General features: G+C 75.7%; 4 protein-coding genes (1 of these 4 only partly in view). All 4 read right to left on the minus strand.

From position 1 onward, the window contains the following. Positions 1–14,173 carry the 5' portion of a type I polyketide synthase gene (locus FXF65_RS30785; protein ID WP_148353567.1) on the minus strand. Its footprint begins 4,388 nt before the window's first position, so only the first 14,173 of its 18,561 coding nucleotides appear in the window; it begins with the start codon at positions 14,171–14,173; its stop codon lies beyond the left edge, outside the window. Between the two features lie 68 nt (positions 14,174–14,241). Continuing rightward, entirely contained in the window at positions 14,242–15,342 is a 1,101-nt protein-coding gene (locus tag FXF65_RS30790) for an alpha/beta hydrolase (RefSeq protein ID WP_148353568.1), read from the minus strand. Beyond that, complete coding sequence (locus FXF65_RS30795; protein ID WP_148353569.1) at positions 15,339–16,169, minus strand: 2-oxo acid dehydrogenase subunit E2; 831 nt, start codon at positions 16,167–16,169, stop codon at positions 15,339–15,341. The genes FXF65_RS30790 and FXF65_RS30795 overlap by 4 nt, the downstream gene beginning before the upstream one ends. 29 nt (positions 16,170–16,198) lie before the next feature. Then, positions 16,199–17,230 carry a 3-oxoacyl-ACP synthase III family protein gene (locus tag FXF65_RS30800; RefSeq protein ID WP_148353570.1) on the minus strand — a complete coding sequence of 344 codons (1,032 nt, stop codon included), beginning with the start codon at positions 17,228–17,230 and terminating at the stop codon, positions 16,199–16,201. Between the last annotated feature and the right edge of the window lie 148 nt (positions 17,231–17,378).

Raw genomic sequence — 17,378 nt, forward strand, 5'->3', positions numbered from 1 at the left:
CGACGGCGTCGATGTCGTTGGGTGTGAGACCGGCGTCGGTGAGGGCGGTGTGGATGACTCGTTCTTGCGACGGGCCGTTGGGCGCGGTCAGTCCATTGCTCGCGCCGTCCTGGTTGACGGCCGTGCCCCGGATGACGGCGAGGATGGGATGACCGTTGCGCTGGGCGTCGCTGAGCCGTTCCAAGAGGAGTAGTCCGGCGCCTTCGCTCCAGGTGGTGCCGTCGGCGGTGTCGGCGAACGGTTTGCACAGGCCGTCGGGGGCCAGCCCGCGCTGTCGGCTGAACTCGATGAACGTGGCGGGTGTGGCCATGACGGTGGCGCCGCCCGCCAGCGCGAGGTCGGTCTGCCCGGAGCGGAGCGCCTGGCAGGCGAGGTGGGTGGCGACCAGCGACGATGAGCAGGCGGTGTCGACCGAGATCGCCGGGCCCTGCAGGCCGAGGGTGTAGGCGATGCGCCCCGAGGCGACGCTGGGCGCGCTGCCAGTGCTGAGGTAGCCCTCGACCGGGGTGGACGTTCCGGTGGCATGGAGGCGGGCCGCGTAGTCGGCGTACATGATGCCGGTGAAGACGCCGGTGGCCGTCCCCGCGAGGGTGGTGGGGTCGATCTGGGCCTTCTCGATGGCTTCCCAGGCGGTTTCGAGCAGGAGTCGCTGCTGGGGGTCGATGGCGGTCGCCTCGCGTGGGCTGATGCCGAAGAAGGCGGGGTCGAAATGGTCGGCGTCGTGGAGGAAGCCGCCCTTGCGGGTGTAGCTGGTGCCGGGGTGGTCGGGGTCGGGGTGGTAGAGCCGGTCGAGGTCCCAGCCCCGGCCGGTGGGGAAGTCGGTGACGGCGTGCCGACCTTGGGCGAGGAGGTCCCAGAGCTGTTCAGGGGTGGCGATCTCGCCGGGGTAGCGGCAGGCCATCCCGATCACCGCGATCGGCTCGTCCGGCCGACCAGACGCGACGTGGGTCGTGGGGGCGTGCCGCGTGCCGGTGAGTTCGGCGTCCAGATGGGCGGCGAGCGCGGCGGGCGTGGGGTGGTCGAACACCAGGGATGCGGGCAGGCCGAGGCCGGTCGCGGTGGCGAGCCGGTTGCGCAGCTCCAGCCCGGTCAGCGAGTCGAACCCCAGCTCCTCGAAGGACGCCTCGGAGCCGATCGCGCGCGGGTCGGGGTGGGCGAGGACCGCCGCGATCTCGGTGCGGGCCAGGTCGAGCAGCGTCTCGCGGCGGCGTTCCGGCGGCAGGTCGGCGTGGTCGGGCGGGACGGCTTCACGCCGGGGGCGTCGCCTCTGGACGCGTCCCAGCCGGTCGATCGGCGCCCCGACGACGGCCGGGCGGTCCTGGCCGAGCGCCGCGTCCAGCAGGTCCAGTGCCTCTTCGTCGTCCAGCAGCCGCAGGCCCGCGTTTTCGAGCCTTCTGCGGCCGGCGACGTCGAGGCTTCGGGTGATGGCGCTGGTGGTCTGCCACAGGCCCCAGGCGATGGACGTGGCGGGCAGTCCTTGCCGGTGGCGGTGGTGGGCGAGGGCGTCGAGGAAGGCGTTGGCGGCGGTGTAGTTGCCCTGTCCCGGGTTGCCGAGGGCGGCGGCGATGGAGGAGTAGAGGACGAAGGCCCTGAGCGGAAGATGCTGGGTGAGCTGGTGGAGGTTCCAGGCCGCGTCGGCTTTGCCGGTCAGGACGCTGTGAAGCCGGTCGGGGGTGAGGTTGGCGGTGGTCGCGTCGTCGGTGGTGCCCGCGGCGTGGACGACGGCGCGGAGCGGCCGGTCGGGGGGAACGGCGTCGAGCAGGGCGCTCAGCGCATCGGGGTCTGCGGCGTCGCAGGCTGCGATGGTGACGTGGGCGCCGAGCGCGGTGAGTTCGGCGTGGAGTTCGCGGGCGCCGGGTGCTTCGGGGCCGGAGCGGCTGATGAGCAGCAGGTCGCGGACGCCGTGCCGGGTGATCAGGTGGCGTGCGGTGAGCGCGCCGAGAGTGCCGGTGCCGCCCGTGATCAGCACCGTCCCGTCCAGCTCCGGCGCGGGACGGTCGGTGACCGGCAGCCGAGCGACCTCCGGGGCGAGCGCGACCCCGTCGCGGAGCACCAGCTCGGGCCATCCGGACGCGGCGGCCGCCGCGACGGCGGACCGGGAGGCGTCGGTGCCGTCGAGGTCCAGCAGGACGAACCGGCCGGGGTCCTCCGACTGCGCCGAGCGGACGAGCCCGCGGACCGCCGCCGCCGCCAGGTCCGCGACGACGTCGCCCTCCCGCGCCGCCTCGGCCCTCTCGGTGAGCACCACCAGCCAGGACGCCTCCGCGCCCGGCCTCGCGAGCCATTCCTGGAGCAGTCCCAGCACCTGACCGGCCAGCGCGTGCGTCTCCGCGACCGGATCCGCCCCGGGCGAGGCGACGGGCGCGACGACGGGCGCGACGACGGGCGCGACGACGGCGTCCGGCGTTCCCGGCAGCCCCGCGAGCCCGTCCGGCCCGAGGACGACGACCGTGTCGTCCGGCGCGTCGGCGAGCGGCACCGTCGTCCAGACGACGTGCCGGAGCGCGCCGCGACCCGCCGCCCGCGCCAGCCGGTCCGCCCGCACGGGACGCAGCGTCAGCGCGTCGGCGGTGAGCACCGGATCGCCGTCCGGTGTGTGGACCGCGAGCGCGAAGGCGCTCTCCCCGCGCGGGGACAGGCGGACGCGCACCCGGGTGGCTCCGGTGGCGAACACCGACACGCCGGTCCAGGCGAACGGCAGCCGCAGCGGCCCCGCGCCGTCGTCGGCGGCGGGCAGGACGTGCAGGGCGGCGTCGAGCAGGGCCGGGTGGACCGAGTACCGCGCGGTCTCCGTCCCGCCGGGCAGCTCGACCTCGGCATAGAGGTCGCCGCCCCGCCGCCAGGCGCCGCGCAGGCCCTGGAAGGCCGGGCCGTATCCGTAACCGTGGTCGGCCAGCCGCTCGTACACGCCGTCGACCGGCAGTTCGGTCGCGCCCGCCGGGGGCCACTGCGTCAGCGGCTCGGGAGGCGAACCGGCCGCGGTGAGCGCGCCGGTGGCGTGCCGCGTCCACGGCGCGCCGGGCGTGTCCGGGCGCGCGTGCACGGACACCGGCCTGCGCCCGGACGCGTCGGGCGGCCCCGCGACGACCTGGAGCCGCACCGCGCCGGACTCGGGCGGCACGAGCGGCGCCTCCAGCGCCAGCTCCGCGATCCGTTCGAGACCGGTCTCCAGGCCCGCCCGCAGGGCGAGCTCCACAAGCACGGAGGCGGGGAGCAGGGGCGTCCCGGCGACCTCGTGGTCGGCCAGCCAGGACGGCGCCCCCGCGGACAGCCGCCCCGTGAACAGCGTCTCGTCCTGCCCGGCGACCTGGAGGGCCGCGCCGAGCAGCGGATGGCCCGTCTCCGCCAGCCCCAGCCCGGACGGGTCGGAGCCGACCGGGGCGTCCAGCCAGTACCGCGCGCGCTGGAACGGGTAGTTCGGCAGCCGCACGGGACGGCCGGGACGGGTCAGCCCCTCCCAGCGGACCGGCACGCCGCGCACGTGCAGCCCGGCGAGCGCCGCGACCACGCCGGTGGGGGCGTCGAGGCCGCGCGGCGCGGTCGCGACCGCCACGGCGTCGTCACCGAGGACCCGCCGGACGAGCGCGGTCAGCGTCGCGTCGGGACCGAGCTCCAGGCAGGCGCCGACGCCGGCGGCGTCCAGCGCCGCCACACCGTCGGCGAACCGGACGGTGCCGCGCACGTGCCGGGCCCAGTAGTCCGGGTCGGCCAGCTCGTCCGTGGCGATCCCACCGGTCAGGTCGGAGACGATCGGCACCTCCGGCGGGCGGAGGGTCAGGCGCGCGGCGGTCGCGCGCAGCTCGTCCAGGACCGGGTCCATGTGCGCCGAGTGGAAGGCGCGGCCCACCGCCAGCCGCCGGACGCGGTGCCCGCGCTCCTCGAACTCGGCCGCGACCTCGTCCGCGTCCCCGGCGTCGCCGGAGACGACGACCGCGTCCGGCGCGTTGACCGCCGCGACGGCCAGCCCCCGCCCGGCGGCCCGTTCGGCGACCGCGTCCTCGGCGGCGCTGATCGCGATCATGACGCCGGGTGGTGAGTCCTGCATGAGCCGGGCGCGGGTGGTGATGAGCGTGGCCGCGTCTTCCAGGGACAGCACGCCCGCGAGGTGGGCGGCGGTCAGCTCGCCGATCGAGTGCCCGAGGAAGTGCGTCGGGACGATCCCGAAGGAGGTGATCAGCCGGTGGAGCGCGGTCTGGTACGCGAAGAGCGCGGGCTGGGTGTAGACGGTCTGGTCGAGCAGCGCGCCGTCCTCGTCGAACATCACCTCCTGCAGCGGCGTGTCCAGGTGCGGGTCCAGGGCGGCGCACGTCTCGTCCAGGGCCTCGGCGAAGACGGGGAAGTTCTCGTACAGGTCGCGGCCCATCCCGGCGCGCTGCGAGCCCTGCCCGGAGAACAGGAACGCGACGCCGCCCGGACGGCCCGCCGAGCCGCGCACGGCCGCCGCGGTCGTCCGCCCGGAGGCCAGCGCGGCGAGCCCGTCCAGAAGGCCGTCGCGGTCCCCGGCGACCACCGCCGCGCGGTGGTCGAACAGCGCCCGGCCCGTCGCGAGCGCGTGCGCCACCGCCGGGACGTCGGCGCCGGGGTCGTCCTCGACCAGCGCGCGCAGCCGCCGGGCCTGGTCCCGTAGCGCCGCGTCGGACTTGGCGGACAGGACCCACGGCACGGCCGGGACGCGGGCCGCCTCGGGACGCTCTGGTTCCTGCTCGTCGGGTGGTTGTTCGAGGATGACGTGGGCGTTGGTGCCGGAGATGCCGAAGGAGGAGACGGCGGCGCGGCGCGGGCTTTCGGTTTCGGGCCAGGGGCGGGCTTGGGTGAGGAGTCGGACGCCGGAGTCGTCCCAGTCGACGTGGGGGCTTGGCGCGTCGATGTGGAGGCTTTGCGGGAGTCTCCGGTGCCGGAGGGCGAGGATCATCTTGATGATTCCCGCGACGCCCGCGGCGGCCTGCGTGTGCCCGATGTTGGACTTGATGGATCCGAGCCAGAGGGGCTTTTCCGGGTTTCGTCGTTGGCCGTAGGCGTTGATGAGGGCTTGGGCTTCGATGGGGTCGCCGAGGGTGGTGCCGGTGCCGTGTGCTTCGACGGCGTCGATGTCGGCGGCGTTGAGACCGGCGTCGGCGAGCGCGGTGTGGATGACTCGTTCTTGGGACGGGCCGTTGGGCGCGGTCAGTCCGTTGCTCGCGCCGTCCTGATTGACGGCGGAGCCGCGGATGACGGCGAGGATCCGATGGCCGTTGCGCTGAGCGTCCGAGAGCCGCTCCAGCAGGAGCAGCCCGACGCCTTCGGCGAAGCCCGTCCCGTCGGCGGCGGCGGCGAACGGCTTGCACAGGCCGTCGGGGGCCAGCCCGCGTTGCCGGCTGAAGTCGACGAACGTGGCGGGGGTGGCCATGACCGTCACACCGCCCGCCAGCGCGAGCCCGACCTGCCCGGAGCGCAGTGCCTGGCAGGCGAGGTGGGTGGCGACCAGCGACGATGAGCAGGCGGTGTCGACCGAGATCGCCGGACCCTGGAGGCCGAGGGTGTAGGCGACCCGGCCGGACGCCACGCTCCCGTAACTGCCGTTGCCGAGGTATCCCTCGAACTCCTCCGGCACGGAGTGCAGCCGCGACCCGTAGTCGCCGTACATGATGCCGGTGTAGACGCCAGTGGCGGTGCCGCCGAGGCCGGTGGGATCGATGTGGGCGTTCTCGATGGTCTCCCAGGCCGTTTCGAGCAGCAGCCGTTGCTGCGGGTCGATGGTGGCGGCCTCGCGTGGGCTGATGCCGAAGAAGGCCGGGTCGAAGTGGTCGGCGTCGCGCAGGAAGCCGCCCTTGCGGGTGTGGCTGGTCCCGGGGCGTTCCGAGTCGGGATGGAAGAGCCGGTCCAGATCCCAGCCTCGGTCGCCGGGGAAGTCGGCGAGCGCCGTGCCGCCCGCGGCGACGAGGTCCCAGAGATCCTCGGGCGTGGCGACGCCGCCGGGGTAGCGGCAGGCCATCCCGATCACCGCGATCGGCTCGTCTCCGCCGACCGCGGCCTCGACGGCGGGCGCGGCGGCGGGCGCGACGGCGACGTCCCCGAGCAGTCCGCTCTGCAACCGCGCGGCGAGCGCGTCCGGTGTGGGGTGGTCGAACACGAGCGTGGCGGGCAGCCGCAGCCCGGTGGCGGCGGCCAGCCGGTTGCGCAGTTCCACGGCGGTGAGCGAGTCGAACCCGATCTCCTTGAACGGCCGCCCGGCGGCGACCGTCTCCGGCGTCCCGTGTCCGAGGACGGTCGAGGCGTGGGCGCGGACCAGGTCGAGGAGGATGCCGTGGCGTTCCTCCTCCGGCGCGGCCGCCAGCCTGCGGGCGAGCGCGGACGTCCCGTCCTCGGCCGCGTCCGCCGCGCGCGCCCGCCGCGCCGGTGCCCGCACCAGTCCGCGCAGCGGGGCCGCGACGGGCCCGGTTCGCGGCCCGGCGAGGTCGAGCGCCGCCGCGACGGTCACCGGCCGCGCCGTGCCGAGCGCCGCGTCGAGCAGGGCCAGGCCCTGCCCGGTGTCCAGCGGCGCGACGCCGCCGCGCCGCATCCGGGTGCGGTCGGCCCGGCTCATGTGGCCGGTCATCCCGCTGGCCTCGTCCCAGAGGCCCCAGGCGATGGACGTCGCGGGGAGCCCCTGTTCCCGGCGGTGGTGGGCGAGGGCGTCGAGGAAGGCGTTGGCGGCCGTGTATCCGCCCTGGCCCGGACTGCCGAGTGTGCCGGTGACGGAGGAGTAGAGGACGAAGGCCCTGAGCGGAAGGTGCCCGGTGAGGCGGTGGAGGTGCCAGGCGGCGTCGGCCTTGGCGCCCAGGGCGGCGTCGAGGTGGCTGGGGGTGAGGTTGGCGATGGTGGCGTCGTTGAGGGTCCCCGCAGTGTGGACGATCGCGGTGAGCGGACGGTCGGCGGGGACGGAGTCGAGGAGATCGGCCAGGGCGTCGGGATCGCCGACGTCGCAGGCGGCGATGTGAACGGTCGCCCCGAGGGCGGTCAGTTCGTCGGCGAGTCCGGTGGCGCCGGGCGCGGCGGGACCGGAGCGGCTGGTGAGCAGCAGGTGGCGGACGCCGTGCCGGGCGACCAGGTGGCGTGCGGTGAGCGCGCCGAGGGTCCCGGTGCCGCCGGTGATCAGCACCGTTCCGTCCGGCGGGAACGCGACGGGCGTCCCTCCCTCCGGTGAGGCCGGGGCCAGTCGCGGCGCCAGGCAGGAGCCCTCGCGCAGTGCCGACTGCGGCTCCCCGGTGGCGAACGCCGCCGGGACGTCGCGCGTTGCCCCTTCCCCGTCCACGTCGATCAGCACGAACCGATCGGGACTCTCGGCCTGGGCCGTGCGGACCAGCCCCCAGACCGCCGCCGCGACCGGGTCGGCCTCCATGCCACGGGTGACGAATGCGAGCTTGGCGTTCTCGAACCGCTCCTCGTCCGTCCACGCCCGCAGCAGGTCGAGAACGCGGGCCAGCACGACCCGCGTGCCTTCGGTGGGATCGGAGGTCTCGACGGGAACCAGGACGGCGTCCGGCGCGGCCTCGGCGGCGGCGTCCAGGTCGGCGACCGCGGGCAGTCCGAAGGTCTCCGCGCCGAGCACGACGGCCTGGGCGGAACCGTCGGCCGGGAGCGGGACCGGCCGCCACTCCATCGTGTAAAGGCCGGACGGGCGGCCTGCCCGGCTCAGCGCCCCGGGAGGGACCGGCCGCATGGCCAGCGCGTCCACCGAGCCGACGGCCGTGCCCCGCGCGTCGGCGAAGGTCAGCGAGACCGCCCCGGCGTCGGCGGCGGCGATGCGCACCCGCAGCGTGGACGCGCCCACCGCGTGCAGCCGCACGCCGCTCCACGAGAACGGCAGCAGCGGCCCCTCCGAGTCGGCGGGGACGGCGAGCCCGACGGCGTGCAGGGCGCCGTCCAGCAGCGCCGGGTGGACGCCGAACCCGGCCGCGTCCCCGGCCTCGGCCTCGGCGAGCCCGACCTCGGCGAACACCGCGTCGCCGGTGCGCCAGGCGGCGCGCAGCGTCTGGAACGCGGGGCCGTAGTCGTACCCCTGGGCGGCCAGCTCGTCGTACCGTCCGGACAGGTCGATCGGCGCCGCGCCGGGCGGCGGCCAGACCGCCAGGTCGTCGCCGGGCGCGGGCCCCGCGGCGGGCGCGAGCGCACCGGTGGCGTTGCGGGTCCAGGGGCCCTCGCCGTGCCGGGAGTGCAGGCCGACCGGGCGGCGTCCCGAGGGGTCCGCCGCGCCGACGATGACCTGGATCTCGACGGCCTCGGCACCGTCCAGCACGAGCGGCGCCTCCAGCGCGAGGTCGTCGACGGCCTCCGCGCCGAGCCGCGCACCGGCGTGCAGCGCCAGTTCGGCGATCGCGGCGCCGGGCAGCAGCACGGTGCCGGTCACCGCGTGGTCGGCGAGCCAGGGATGGGTCCGCGTGGAGATCCGCCCGGTGAGCACCGTCGCGTCGCCGTCGGCCGCCGCGACGGCCGCGCCCAGCAGCGGATGGTCGGCGGACGCCAGTCCGAGCGCGGCCACGTCGCCCGAGGCCGCGGGCGCGGCCAGCCAGTGCCGCTCGCGCTGGAAGGCGTAGGTGGGCAGGTCGGCGCGGCGCGCGCCGGGGTGGGCCGCCGCCCAGTCGACCGGCCCGCCCTGGACGTACAGCTCGGCCGCCGAGCGGGCGAACCGGTCCAGGCCGCCCTCGTCGCGGCGGAGCGTGCCGACGGCCGCCGCCGGTGTTCCGGCGTCCTCGGCGACGTCCTGCACGGCCGTCGTCAGCACCGGATGCGGGCTCGCCTCGACGAAGAACGCCCCGCCGCGGCCGAGCAGCCCGCGGACGCCGTCTGCGAACCGCACGGTCCGCCGCAGGTTGCGGAACCAGTAGGCCGCGTCCAGCTCGCCGTCGCCGACCGGCTCCCCGGTGACCGTCGAGAGCATCGGGACGCGGGGCCGCCCCGGGCGGATCGGCGCGAGCGCCGCCAGCACCTCGTCGCGGATGCCGTCGACCCGGGCGCAGTGCGAGGCGTAGTCGACGGGGATCGTCCGCGCCTGGACGCCGTCCGCCTCGCACCCGGCGACCAGCTCGGCGATCGCGGCGGCGTCGCCGGCGACGACCGTGGCGTTCGGGCCGTTGACGGTCGCGACGTCCAGCCGGTCGCCCCAGGCGGCGATGCGGTCGGCGACGGCCGGCGCGGGCAGCAGCACCGAGGCCATGCCGCCGGTTCCGGCCAGCGCGACCAGGGCCCTGCTCCGCAGGGCAACGACGGCGGCGGCGTCCGCCAGCGACAGCGCCCCCGAAACGGCCGCCGCGGCGATCTCGCCCTGCGAGTGGCCGATGACGGTGTCCGGGCGGACGCCGAGCGACTCCCACAGCGCGGTCAGCGCCACCATGACGGCCCACAGGGCGGGCTGGACGACGTCCACCCGGTCGAGCGAGGCCCCCGTGCCGCGCAGCACGTCCAGCGGCGACCAGTCGACGTGCGGCTCCAAGGCCGCCGCGCACTCCTCGGCCCGCGCGCGGAACACCGGGCTGGAGTCCAGCAGTTCGGCGCCCATGCCGACCCACTGCGACCCCTGCCCCGGGTAGACGAACACGGTCGCCCCCGAGGCGGCGGTCGTTCCCCGCACCAGCTCCGGCGCCGACCCTTCGGCGGCCAGCGCGTCGAGGCCGCGCAGCCGTTCCGCGGCGTCGCGTCCGAGCACGACGGCCCGCTCCGGGAAGTGAGTGCGGCCCGTCGCCAGGGAGAAGCCGACGTCGGCGGGATCGGCGTCCAGGTCGCGCAGCCGCGCCGCCTGCGCGCGCAGCGCGTCCCCGGTCCGTGCCGTGACCGGCCACGCCGTCAGCGCTCCGATCGGCCCGCCGGTCGCGGCGGCCCGCTCCCGCGCGGGCTCCGGCACCGCCTCCAGGATCAGGTGGGCGTTGGTGCCGCTGATCCCGAAGGACGACACCGCGGCGCGCCGCGGCCGGCCGGCCTCCGGCCACGGCGTCGCCTCGACGCGCAGCGCCACCGTGCCGGACGACCAGTCCACGTGCGGGGTCGGCTCGTCCACGTGCAGGGTCGGCGGCAGGACGCCGTGCCGCATGGCCTGCACCATGGCGACCACACCGGCCGCGCCCGCGGCGGCCTGGGCGTGCCCGATGTTGGACTTGACCGAGCCGAGCAGCAGCGGCCGCTCCGGGTCGCGGTCCCGGCCGTAGGCCGCCAGCAGGGCGCGCGCCTCGATCGGGTCGCCGAGCCGGGTGCCGGTGCCGTGCGCCTCCACGGCGTCCACGTCGGCGGGGGACAGGCCCGCGTCGGCCAGCGCCCGGCCGATGACGCGCCGCTGGGACGCCCCGTTCGGCGCGGTCAGTCCGTTGCTGGCGCCGTCCTGGTTGATGGCCGAGCCGCGCACCGCGGCGAGGACCGGGTGGCCGTTGCGGCGGGCGTCCGACAGCCGTTCCAGCAGGACCAGGCCGACGCCCTCGGCCCAGCCGGTGCCGTCGGCCGCCGCGGCGAACGCCTTGCAGCGCCCGTCCGGCGACAGCCCGCGCTGCCTGCTGAACTCGACGAACATCCCGGGCGTGGACAGCACCGTGACGCCGCCCGCCAAGGCCAGCGAGCACTCGCCCCGGCGCACCGCCTGCGCGGCGAGGTGCAGGGCCACCAGCGACGACGAGCAGGCGGTGTCGACGGTCACCGCCGGGCCCTCCAGGCCGAGCGTGTAGGCGACGCGGCCGGACGCGAGGCTGACGGACGTGCCGGTCAGCAGGTAGCCGCCCGCGTCGTCGGCCGGGTCGTGCAGGCGGGGCCCGTAGTCCTGGGCGGTCGCGCCGACGAACACGCCGGTCGCGGAGCCGCGGAGCGTCCCCGGCGCGATCCCGGCCCGCTCCAGCGTCTCCCAGGCGGTCTCCAGCAGCAGCCGCTGCTGCGGGTCCATCGCGGCGGCCTCGCGCGGGCTGATGCCGAAGAACCCGGCGTCGAAGTCGGCGATGCCGGAGAGGAAGCCGCCGTGCCGGGTGTGGGAGGACCCGGGCCGGTCGGTGTCGCGCAGGGCGTCGAGGTCCCAGCCGCGGTCCTCGGGGAAGGGCGAGACCGCGTCGGTGCCGGAGGAGACGATCCGCCACAGCTCCTCGGGCGAGGACGCGCCGCCGGGGTAGCGGCAGCCCATGGCCACGATGACGACCGGATCGTCGTCAGCGGACGCGGCTGGGACGTCGTCCGGACGGACCGGCTCGGCGGCGTCGGACGTCTCGCGCGCCAGCAGGTCGGCGACCGCGGCGGCGGTCGGGTGCTCGAACAGCAGGGTGGCGGGCAGGTCGATGCCGGTCGCGTCGGCGAGCCGGTCACGGAGCTCGACCACCATCAGGGAGTCGAACCCCAGCTCCTTGAAGGCCCGGGTGTCGTCGACCGAGCCCGGATCGTCGTGTCCGAGCACCAGGGCGGTGTGGACGCGGACCAGTTCGCGGAGCCGGTGCGCGCGTTCGGCCTCGGGCAGTCCGGTCGGGGCCTCCGTCGCGCCCGTCGGCGGCTCCTCGTCGGGGCCGGATTCCACCTGCGCGGATTCCACCTGCGCGGTCTCCGCCTGCCGGGCGGGCGGGCCCTTCAGCCAGTGCCGGCGCCGGTCGAACGCGTACGTGGGCAGGGTGATCCGCCGCGCGCCGGGCAGCAGCGCGTCCCAGTCGAGTTCGGCCCCGTGGGCGTGGAGCGTGGCGAGCGCCGTCGCCAGCGTGCGGGCCTCGGGACGGTCACGGCGCAGCGCCGGCACCAGGGCGACGCCCTTCGGCAGGCTCTCGCGCGCCATCGCCGTCAGCACCCCGTCCGGGCCCAACTCCACGGCGACGGCGGCGCCCGCCACGGCGCGGACCCCGTCGGCGAACCGCACCGCCTCGCGGACGTGCCGGACCCAGTACTCAGGCGCGGTGAGCTGCTCGCCGGTCGCGATCGCCCCGGTCAGGTTCGACACGACCGGGATCTCGGGGGGACGCGGCCGCAGTCCCTCGGCGACCCGGCGGAACTCGTCGAGCATGCCGTCCATGTGCGGGGAGTGGAAGGCGTGGCTGACCCGCAGCCGCCGCGCCTTGCGTCCCGCGTCGCGCCAGTGCGCGGCGACCTCCAGGACGGCGTCCTCGTCGCCCGAGACGACCACCGCGGACGGCCCGTTGACGGCCGCGATGACCACGTCGTGCCGTCCGTCCAGCGCGGCTTGGACCTCGTCCTCGGTCGCCTGGAGCGCGGCCATCGCGCCGGTCGCGGGGAGCGCCTGCATTAGCCGTCCGCGGGCCTCCACCAGCGCGCACGCGTCCTCCAGTGACAGCACCCCGGCGATGTGCGCGGCGGTGATCTCGCCGACCGAGTGGCCCAGCAGCAGCGCCGGCCGCACCCCCCAGTGGCCGAGCAGGCGCGCGAGGGCCGTCTCGATCGCGAACAGGGCGGTCTGGGTGTGGGCGGTCCGGTCGAGCGACGCGGCCTCGGGAGAGCCGGCGGGCGCGAACATGATGTCCTTCGGCGGCGCGGAGAAGTGCGCGCACACCTCGTCGAGCGCCGCCGCGAACACCGGGTGGGCCAGATACAGCTCGCCTCCCATGCCCGGACGCTGCGAGCCCTGGCCCGAGAAGAGGAACGCGGCCCCTCCCGCGCCCGCGACGCCGCGTACCACGCCCGCGGCCGGAGTGCCCGCCGCGACGGCCGTGACGCCGCGCAGCAGCTCCGCGCGGTCGTCGCCGACCACCACGGCCCGCCGCTCGAAGGCCGTCCGGGTGACGCCGAGCGAGTACGCCACGTCCTGGTCCGCCGCGTGCGGGCCGGACGCGGCGAACTCGGCGAGGCGGGCCGCCTGCCCGCGCAGCGCCGTCGGGCTCGCGGCCGACACGGGCCACAGGACCGGGGCGGCGTCGCCGTCCAGAGCGTCCCGGTCGGCGTCCGGTTCCGGCTCGGGGCGTCCGGGCGCCTCGGCCAGGACGACATGGCAGTTCGTCCCGCCCATCCCGAAGGAGCTCACTCCCGCGACCAGCGGACGGTCGGGGCGCGGCCAGGGACCGGTCTCCCGCTGGACGCGGATGTTCAGCTCGTCCAATGGGATGTCCGGGTTGGGGCTCTCGAAGTTGAGGCTGGCCGGGACGCGGCGCTGCCGGATGCTCAGCACGGCCTTGATCAGTCCGGTGATCCCCGCCGCGCCCTCCAGGTGGCCCACGTTCGTCTTCGCGGATCCGACCAGCAGCGGCGACCCCGGCGCGCGGCGCACGCCGAGGGCCGCGCCGAGCGCGGCCGCCTCGACGGGGTCGCCGCGGCGGGTGCCCGTCCCGTGCAGCTCGACGTACTGGACGTCGGCGGGCGACACCCCGGCCGCCGCGCAGGCCCGCCGGATCACGCTCTCCTGCGCCGCCGCGCTCGGCACGGTCAGGCCGTCGGTGCCGCCGTCGTTGTTGGTCGCCCCGCCGAGGATCACGCAGTGCACCGGGTCGCCGTCGGCCAGCGCGGCGGCCAGCGGCTTGAGCGCCACGACGCCGCCGCCCTCGCCGCGCACATAGCCGTTGGCGCGGGCGTCGAAGGCGTAGCAGCGGCCGTCGGGGGACAGCGCGCCGAACCGGTCGACCGCGACCGTGCCCTCCGCGGTGAGGGCGAGGCTCACACCGCCCGCGAGGGCCAGCTCCGACTCCCCGCGGCGCAGGCTCTGGCACGCCAGGTGCACCGCCACCAGCGACGAAGACTGCGCGGCGTCCACCGTCATGCTCGGTCCGCGCAGCCCCAGCGTGTAGGACACCCGGTTGGCGATGACGCCCCGGCTCAGCCCGGTGATCGTGTGCCGGCCGAGCGCCGGGCCGCCGATCCGCGTGACGAGCGACGCGTAGTCGTCACCGATGGCCCCGGCGAACACGCCGGTCGCGCTGCCGCGCAGGGTCGCGGGCACGATCCGGGCGTCCTCCAGCGCCTCCCAGGCCAGCTCCAGCATCAGCCGCTGCCGCGGATCCATCGCGGCGGCCTCGCGCGGACTGATCCCGAAGAACGCGGCGTCGAAACGGTCGACCCGCTCCAGGAACCCGCCGCGACGGATCCGCGTGGTGCCGTCGCCGTCCGTCCAGCGGTCGGGCGGGGCCTCGGTGATCGCGTCCCGTCCGGCGCCGAGCAGATCCCAGAAGGCGTCCGGTCCCGGAGCCCCGGGCAACCGGCACGCCACCCCGACGACCGCGACGGCGGAGTCCTCCGGCCCGGTGTAAGCAGCTTCGGTGTCACGCATGGTGCCGTTTCGTCCCCAGTTCGATGGATGAGCGATGACGGTGCGGGCGCGTCGGCGGACCGGTCGCGTCAGGGCGCGGCGGGCGCGGCACGCGTGAACCTTCCGCGCAGCCGCAGCGCCGCGTGCAGGGTGCGCAGGACCGCGTACGCGGGGCCGCCGGTCCGCCGCATCCGCAGCAGCGACAGCACCACCCAGAGGCGTGTCTCCGTGGCGTGCCGCGGCGAGCCGTGCACGTCGTCGTTCTCGACGAGACTTAGGTCCCGGACGGCGCGGCGGAGAAGCTCGACGTCGGCGGCGGGGATGATCTCGTCGCGGGTGCTGGCCGCGCAGTGCACCGGGACGCCGAGGGAGCCGAGCAGCGCGTCGTCCAGCGCCCAGCCGCCGATCCGGTCGAAGACCTCGCCGGACCCCGTGCCGAGCAGGTGCGCCAGCGTGTCGACGGTGACGCGCGGCACCCGCCGCCGCCACCGCTCGTCGGTGAAGAACGCGCTCACCGGGACGCCCGCCGTGACGATCCCGCGGATGCGCGGGTCGTCCGCCGCCGCCCGCAGCGCCAGGTGCCCGCTGAAGCTCATGCACGCGGCGTAGGTGTGGTCGACGTCGGCCCGGTCGGCGACGGCGTCCAGGATCCCGGACAGCATCGCCGGGGAGTCCTCGTCGTAGGGGAGGGTGTTCTCCCCGACGCCGGGCATCTCGGTGACGATCCCGGCCATGCCGAGGCGGCCGAGCCGGGCCAGCATCGGGGCCCACTGCTCCTTGACCGACACGATTCCGCCGGTCATGACCAGCAGCGGCAGCCGCCGCGTCGCCGACAGGCCGCTCGTCCAGCAGCGGACGACGCCGCCCTTCAGCTCCACCTCCAGCGGCTCCAGTCCCGTGCCCGACCGCCACTGGTCGAAGGCGCCTACGCAGGACTCCAGGGCCGCCCGCCGCGCGGGGCCGTCCACGAAGGGGAAGCGGGCCAGGCCGTAGTAGCGGCAGGCGTCGAGCAGCTGGCCTCGCGCGCGAAGTGCGTCCGCGACGCGGGTCCACTCCACGGCCCACGACCCCGGGCGGCCGTCCACGTCGTTGTCGATGCGGGCGAGCACCTCGGTGTAGCGCTTCTTCGGGATGGACTGCGCCCTGGCGTGGACCACCACGAACTGCTTGAGCTCCTCGACGTCGTTCACCGGTGTTCCTCCGTCCCCCGTGGTGCGGCCGGTCGCGTTCCGTTCGCCCGGCCCTCGGCCGCGGCCTCCCGGATCGCGCCGCCGCCGTCCGCCTCCAGCCGCTCCTTGATCTCCGCGAGGACGTCGGCCGCCTCCGCCCCGTCGATCGCCCGGTGGTCGAACGCCAGGTTGAGCCGCAGCACCGGGGCCACCTCGACCCGCCCGCCGCGCACGACCGGCCGGTCGGTCACGCGGCCCAGCCCGAGCGTGATCGTCGTGCCTCCGACGGAGTGGAACCCGTCGACGGGGCGATGGCCCAGCGACGTGACCGCGAAGGTGCCCATGGTCTGCGGGCGGCGGCGCAGCGAGCGGGAGACCGCCCGGTAGGCCACCGGCCCGGCGAGCCACGGCAGCCTGTGCAGCGCCCGGACCCGCGCGAACTCCGGCATGACGGCGGGGTCGCCGTCCCGGAAGTGCTCGACCCGGTCCTGGATCTCCTCCAGGCTCGCCGCCTGAAGCCCCTCCAGGACCGTCGACAGCACGATCCGGCGCCCGTTGAGGACCTTGTCGAACGTCAGCTTCCCGTTCACCGAGCCGTACCGGGCGACCTTCGGGCGGACGCCGCCGCTGAACGCCGAGTTGGCCTCGGGATGCTCGGCGAGGACGCGCGCGGCGGCGTGCAGCACGTGGGTGACGGTGGAGAAGCCGCGTCCGGACGTCCGCCGCCGCCGGATGCCGGACCAGTCGACCTCGGTGTCCAGGAACACGGGTGCGAACGCCCGCGCCTGGTCCAGGAAGTAGAGGGTGTGGCGGCGTTCGCGAGGGAACGGCTCGATCCTGGTGTCCATGCGGCCCTCCGGTCGTCCCGCGAGGCGGGTCACGGCTTCTCCAGGGCGAACCCGGCTTTGATCCACTTGCTCGACTCGACCGCGATGCCGATCGCCCGGTCTCCGGAGACCATGTCCGCCAGTGCCTGTTCGAGCTGGAGGAACGGCATCGCGTTGCCGTTGTTGCCGGTCTCGCGGACCCGGGTGACCTCCTTGGCGCCCGGCGTCCGCAGGACCTCGACGATGCGGGCGGTCATCGTCCCGGAGAGCTGCGGCGGCAGCAGGTGGTCGATGTCGCCGCGCTGCCAGCCCAGGTCGTCCAGGAGCTCCTTGAGGACCTCGGCCGCCATCGTCGGCACCGACGTCTCGATCGCCTTGTAGTCCTCGCGGACCGCGACGCGCCCGGACGGCCGGTCGGCGGGCCCGAACCACTCCAGGACCTGGCCGGGCGCCCGGTCCAGCCCGACCAGCCGGTTGACGACCCGCCGGAGCGCCGCGGAGCCGGGCGCCGGCTCGGCGGTCAGCACGGCGGCCCCGGCGCCGTCGCCGAACAGCACGACGTTCACCAGCTCCGACGGCTCCAGCTCGGCCAGGTCGACGCCCAGGTCGAAGTGCTTGGCGCACACGTCGCCGCCCATCACCAGCGCCACCCGGTGCTCGCCCGTGGCGAGCGCCCGCCTGCCGACGTCCAGCGCCTGGACGGCGCCCGCGCAGCCGGACTGCAACTGGTAGGACTGGACGTCGTCGATGCCCAGCCGGTCGGCCACGAGGTTGACGGTCGCGGGCATGAGCATGTCGGGGGTGGCCGTGCCCAGGACGATCACGTCCACCTCGCCCGGGTCGACCGACGCGGCGGTCAGCGCGTGGCGGGCGGCGGACTCGGCCAGGTCGGCCAGCGAGTACCGCACCTCCCCGGAGTCGAGGTCGACCGCGAGGTGCCGGGTGCGGGTGCCGATGAAGGCGTCCACCCATTCCTCCCAGAGCCGGTCCATGCCGAATCGGCGGGCGAGGGCGGCGTTGTCGATCGGAGGCCCGGGCAGCGCGGAGCCGGCGGACAGCACATGAATGTCGGGCGCGACCATTCCGTTCCTCCCAGCGGCGATCATTGGTTCGAACGCTAGGAGGACGGGCTTAAGTCGATCTAGCTGGTTCCTGTGCAGTGTCTTAGCGGTGTCTGGGTGGCAGGATCCGGCCATGTACGTACTTTCGCTGATGCATTCGTACGGGCCG

The sequence above is a fragment of the Actinomadura syzygii genome (genome assembly GCF_008085905.1).
In the GTDB taxonomy this organism is placed as follows: domain Bacteria; phylum Actinomycetota; class Actinomycetes; order Streptosporangiales; family Streptosporangiaceae; genus Spirillospora; species Spirillospora syzygii.

Bases quoted from the DNA above. Each gene is read 5' to 3' on its own strand.
- FXF65_RS30795 (WP_148353569.1), bottom strand. From the start codon at position 16,169: ATGGACACCAGGATCGAGCCGTTCCCTCGCGAACGCCGCCACACCCTC.
- FXF65_RS30800 (WP_148353570.1), bottom strand. From the start codon at position 17,230: ATGGTCGCGCCCGACATTCATGTGCTGTCCGCCGGCTCCGCGCTGCCC.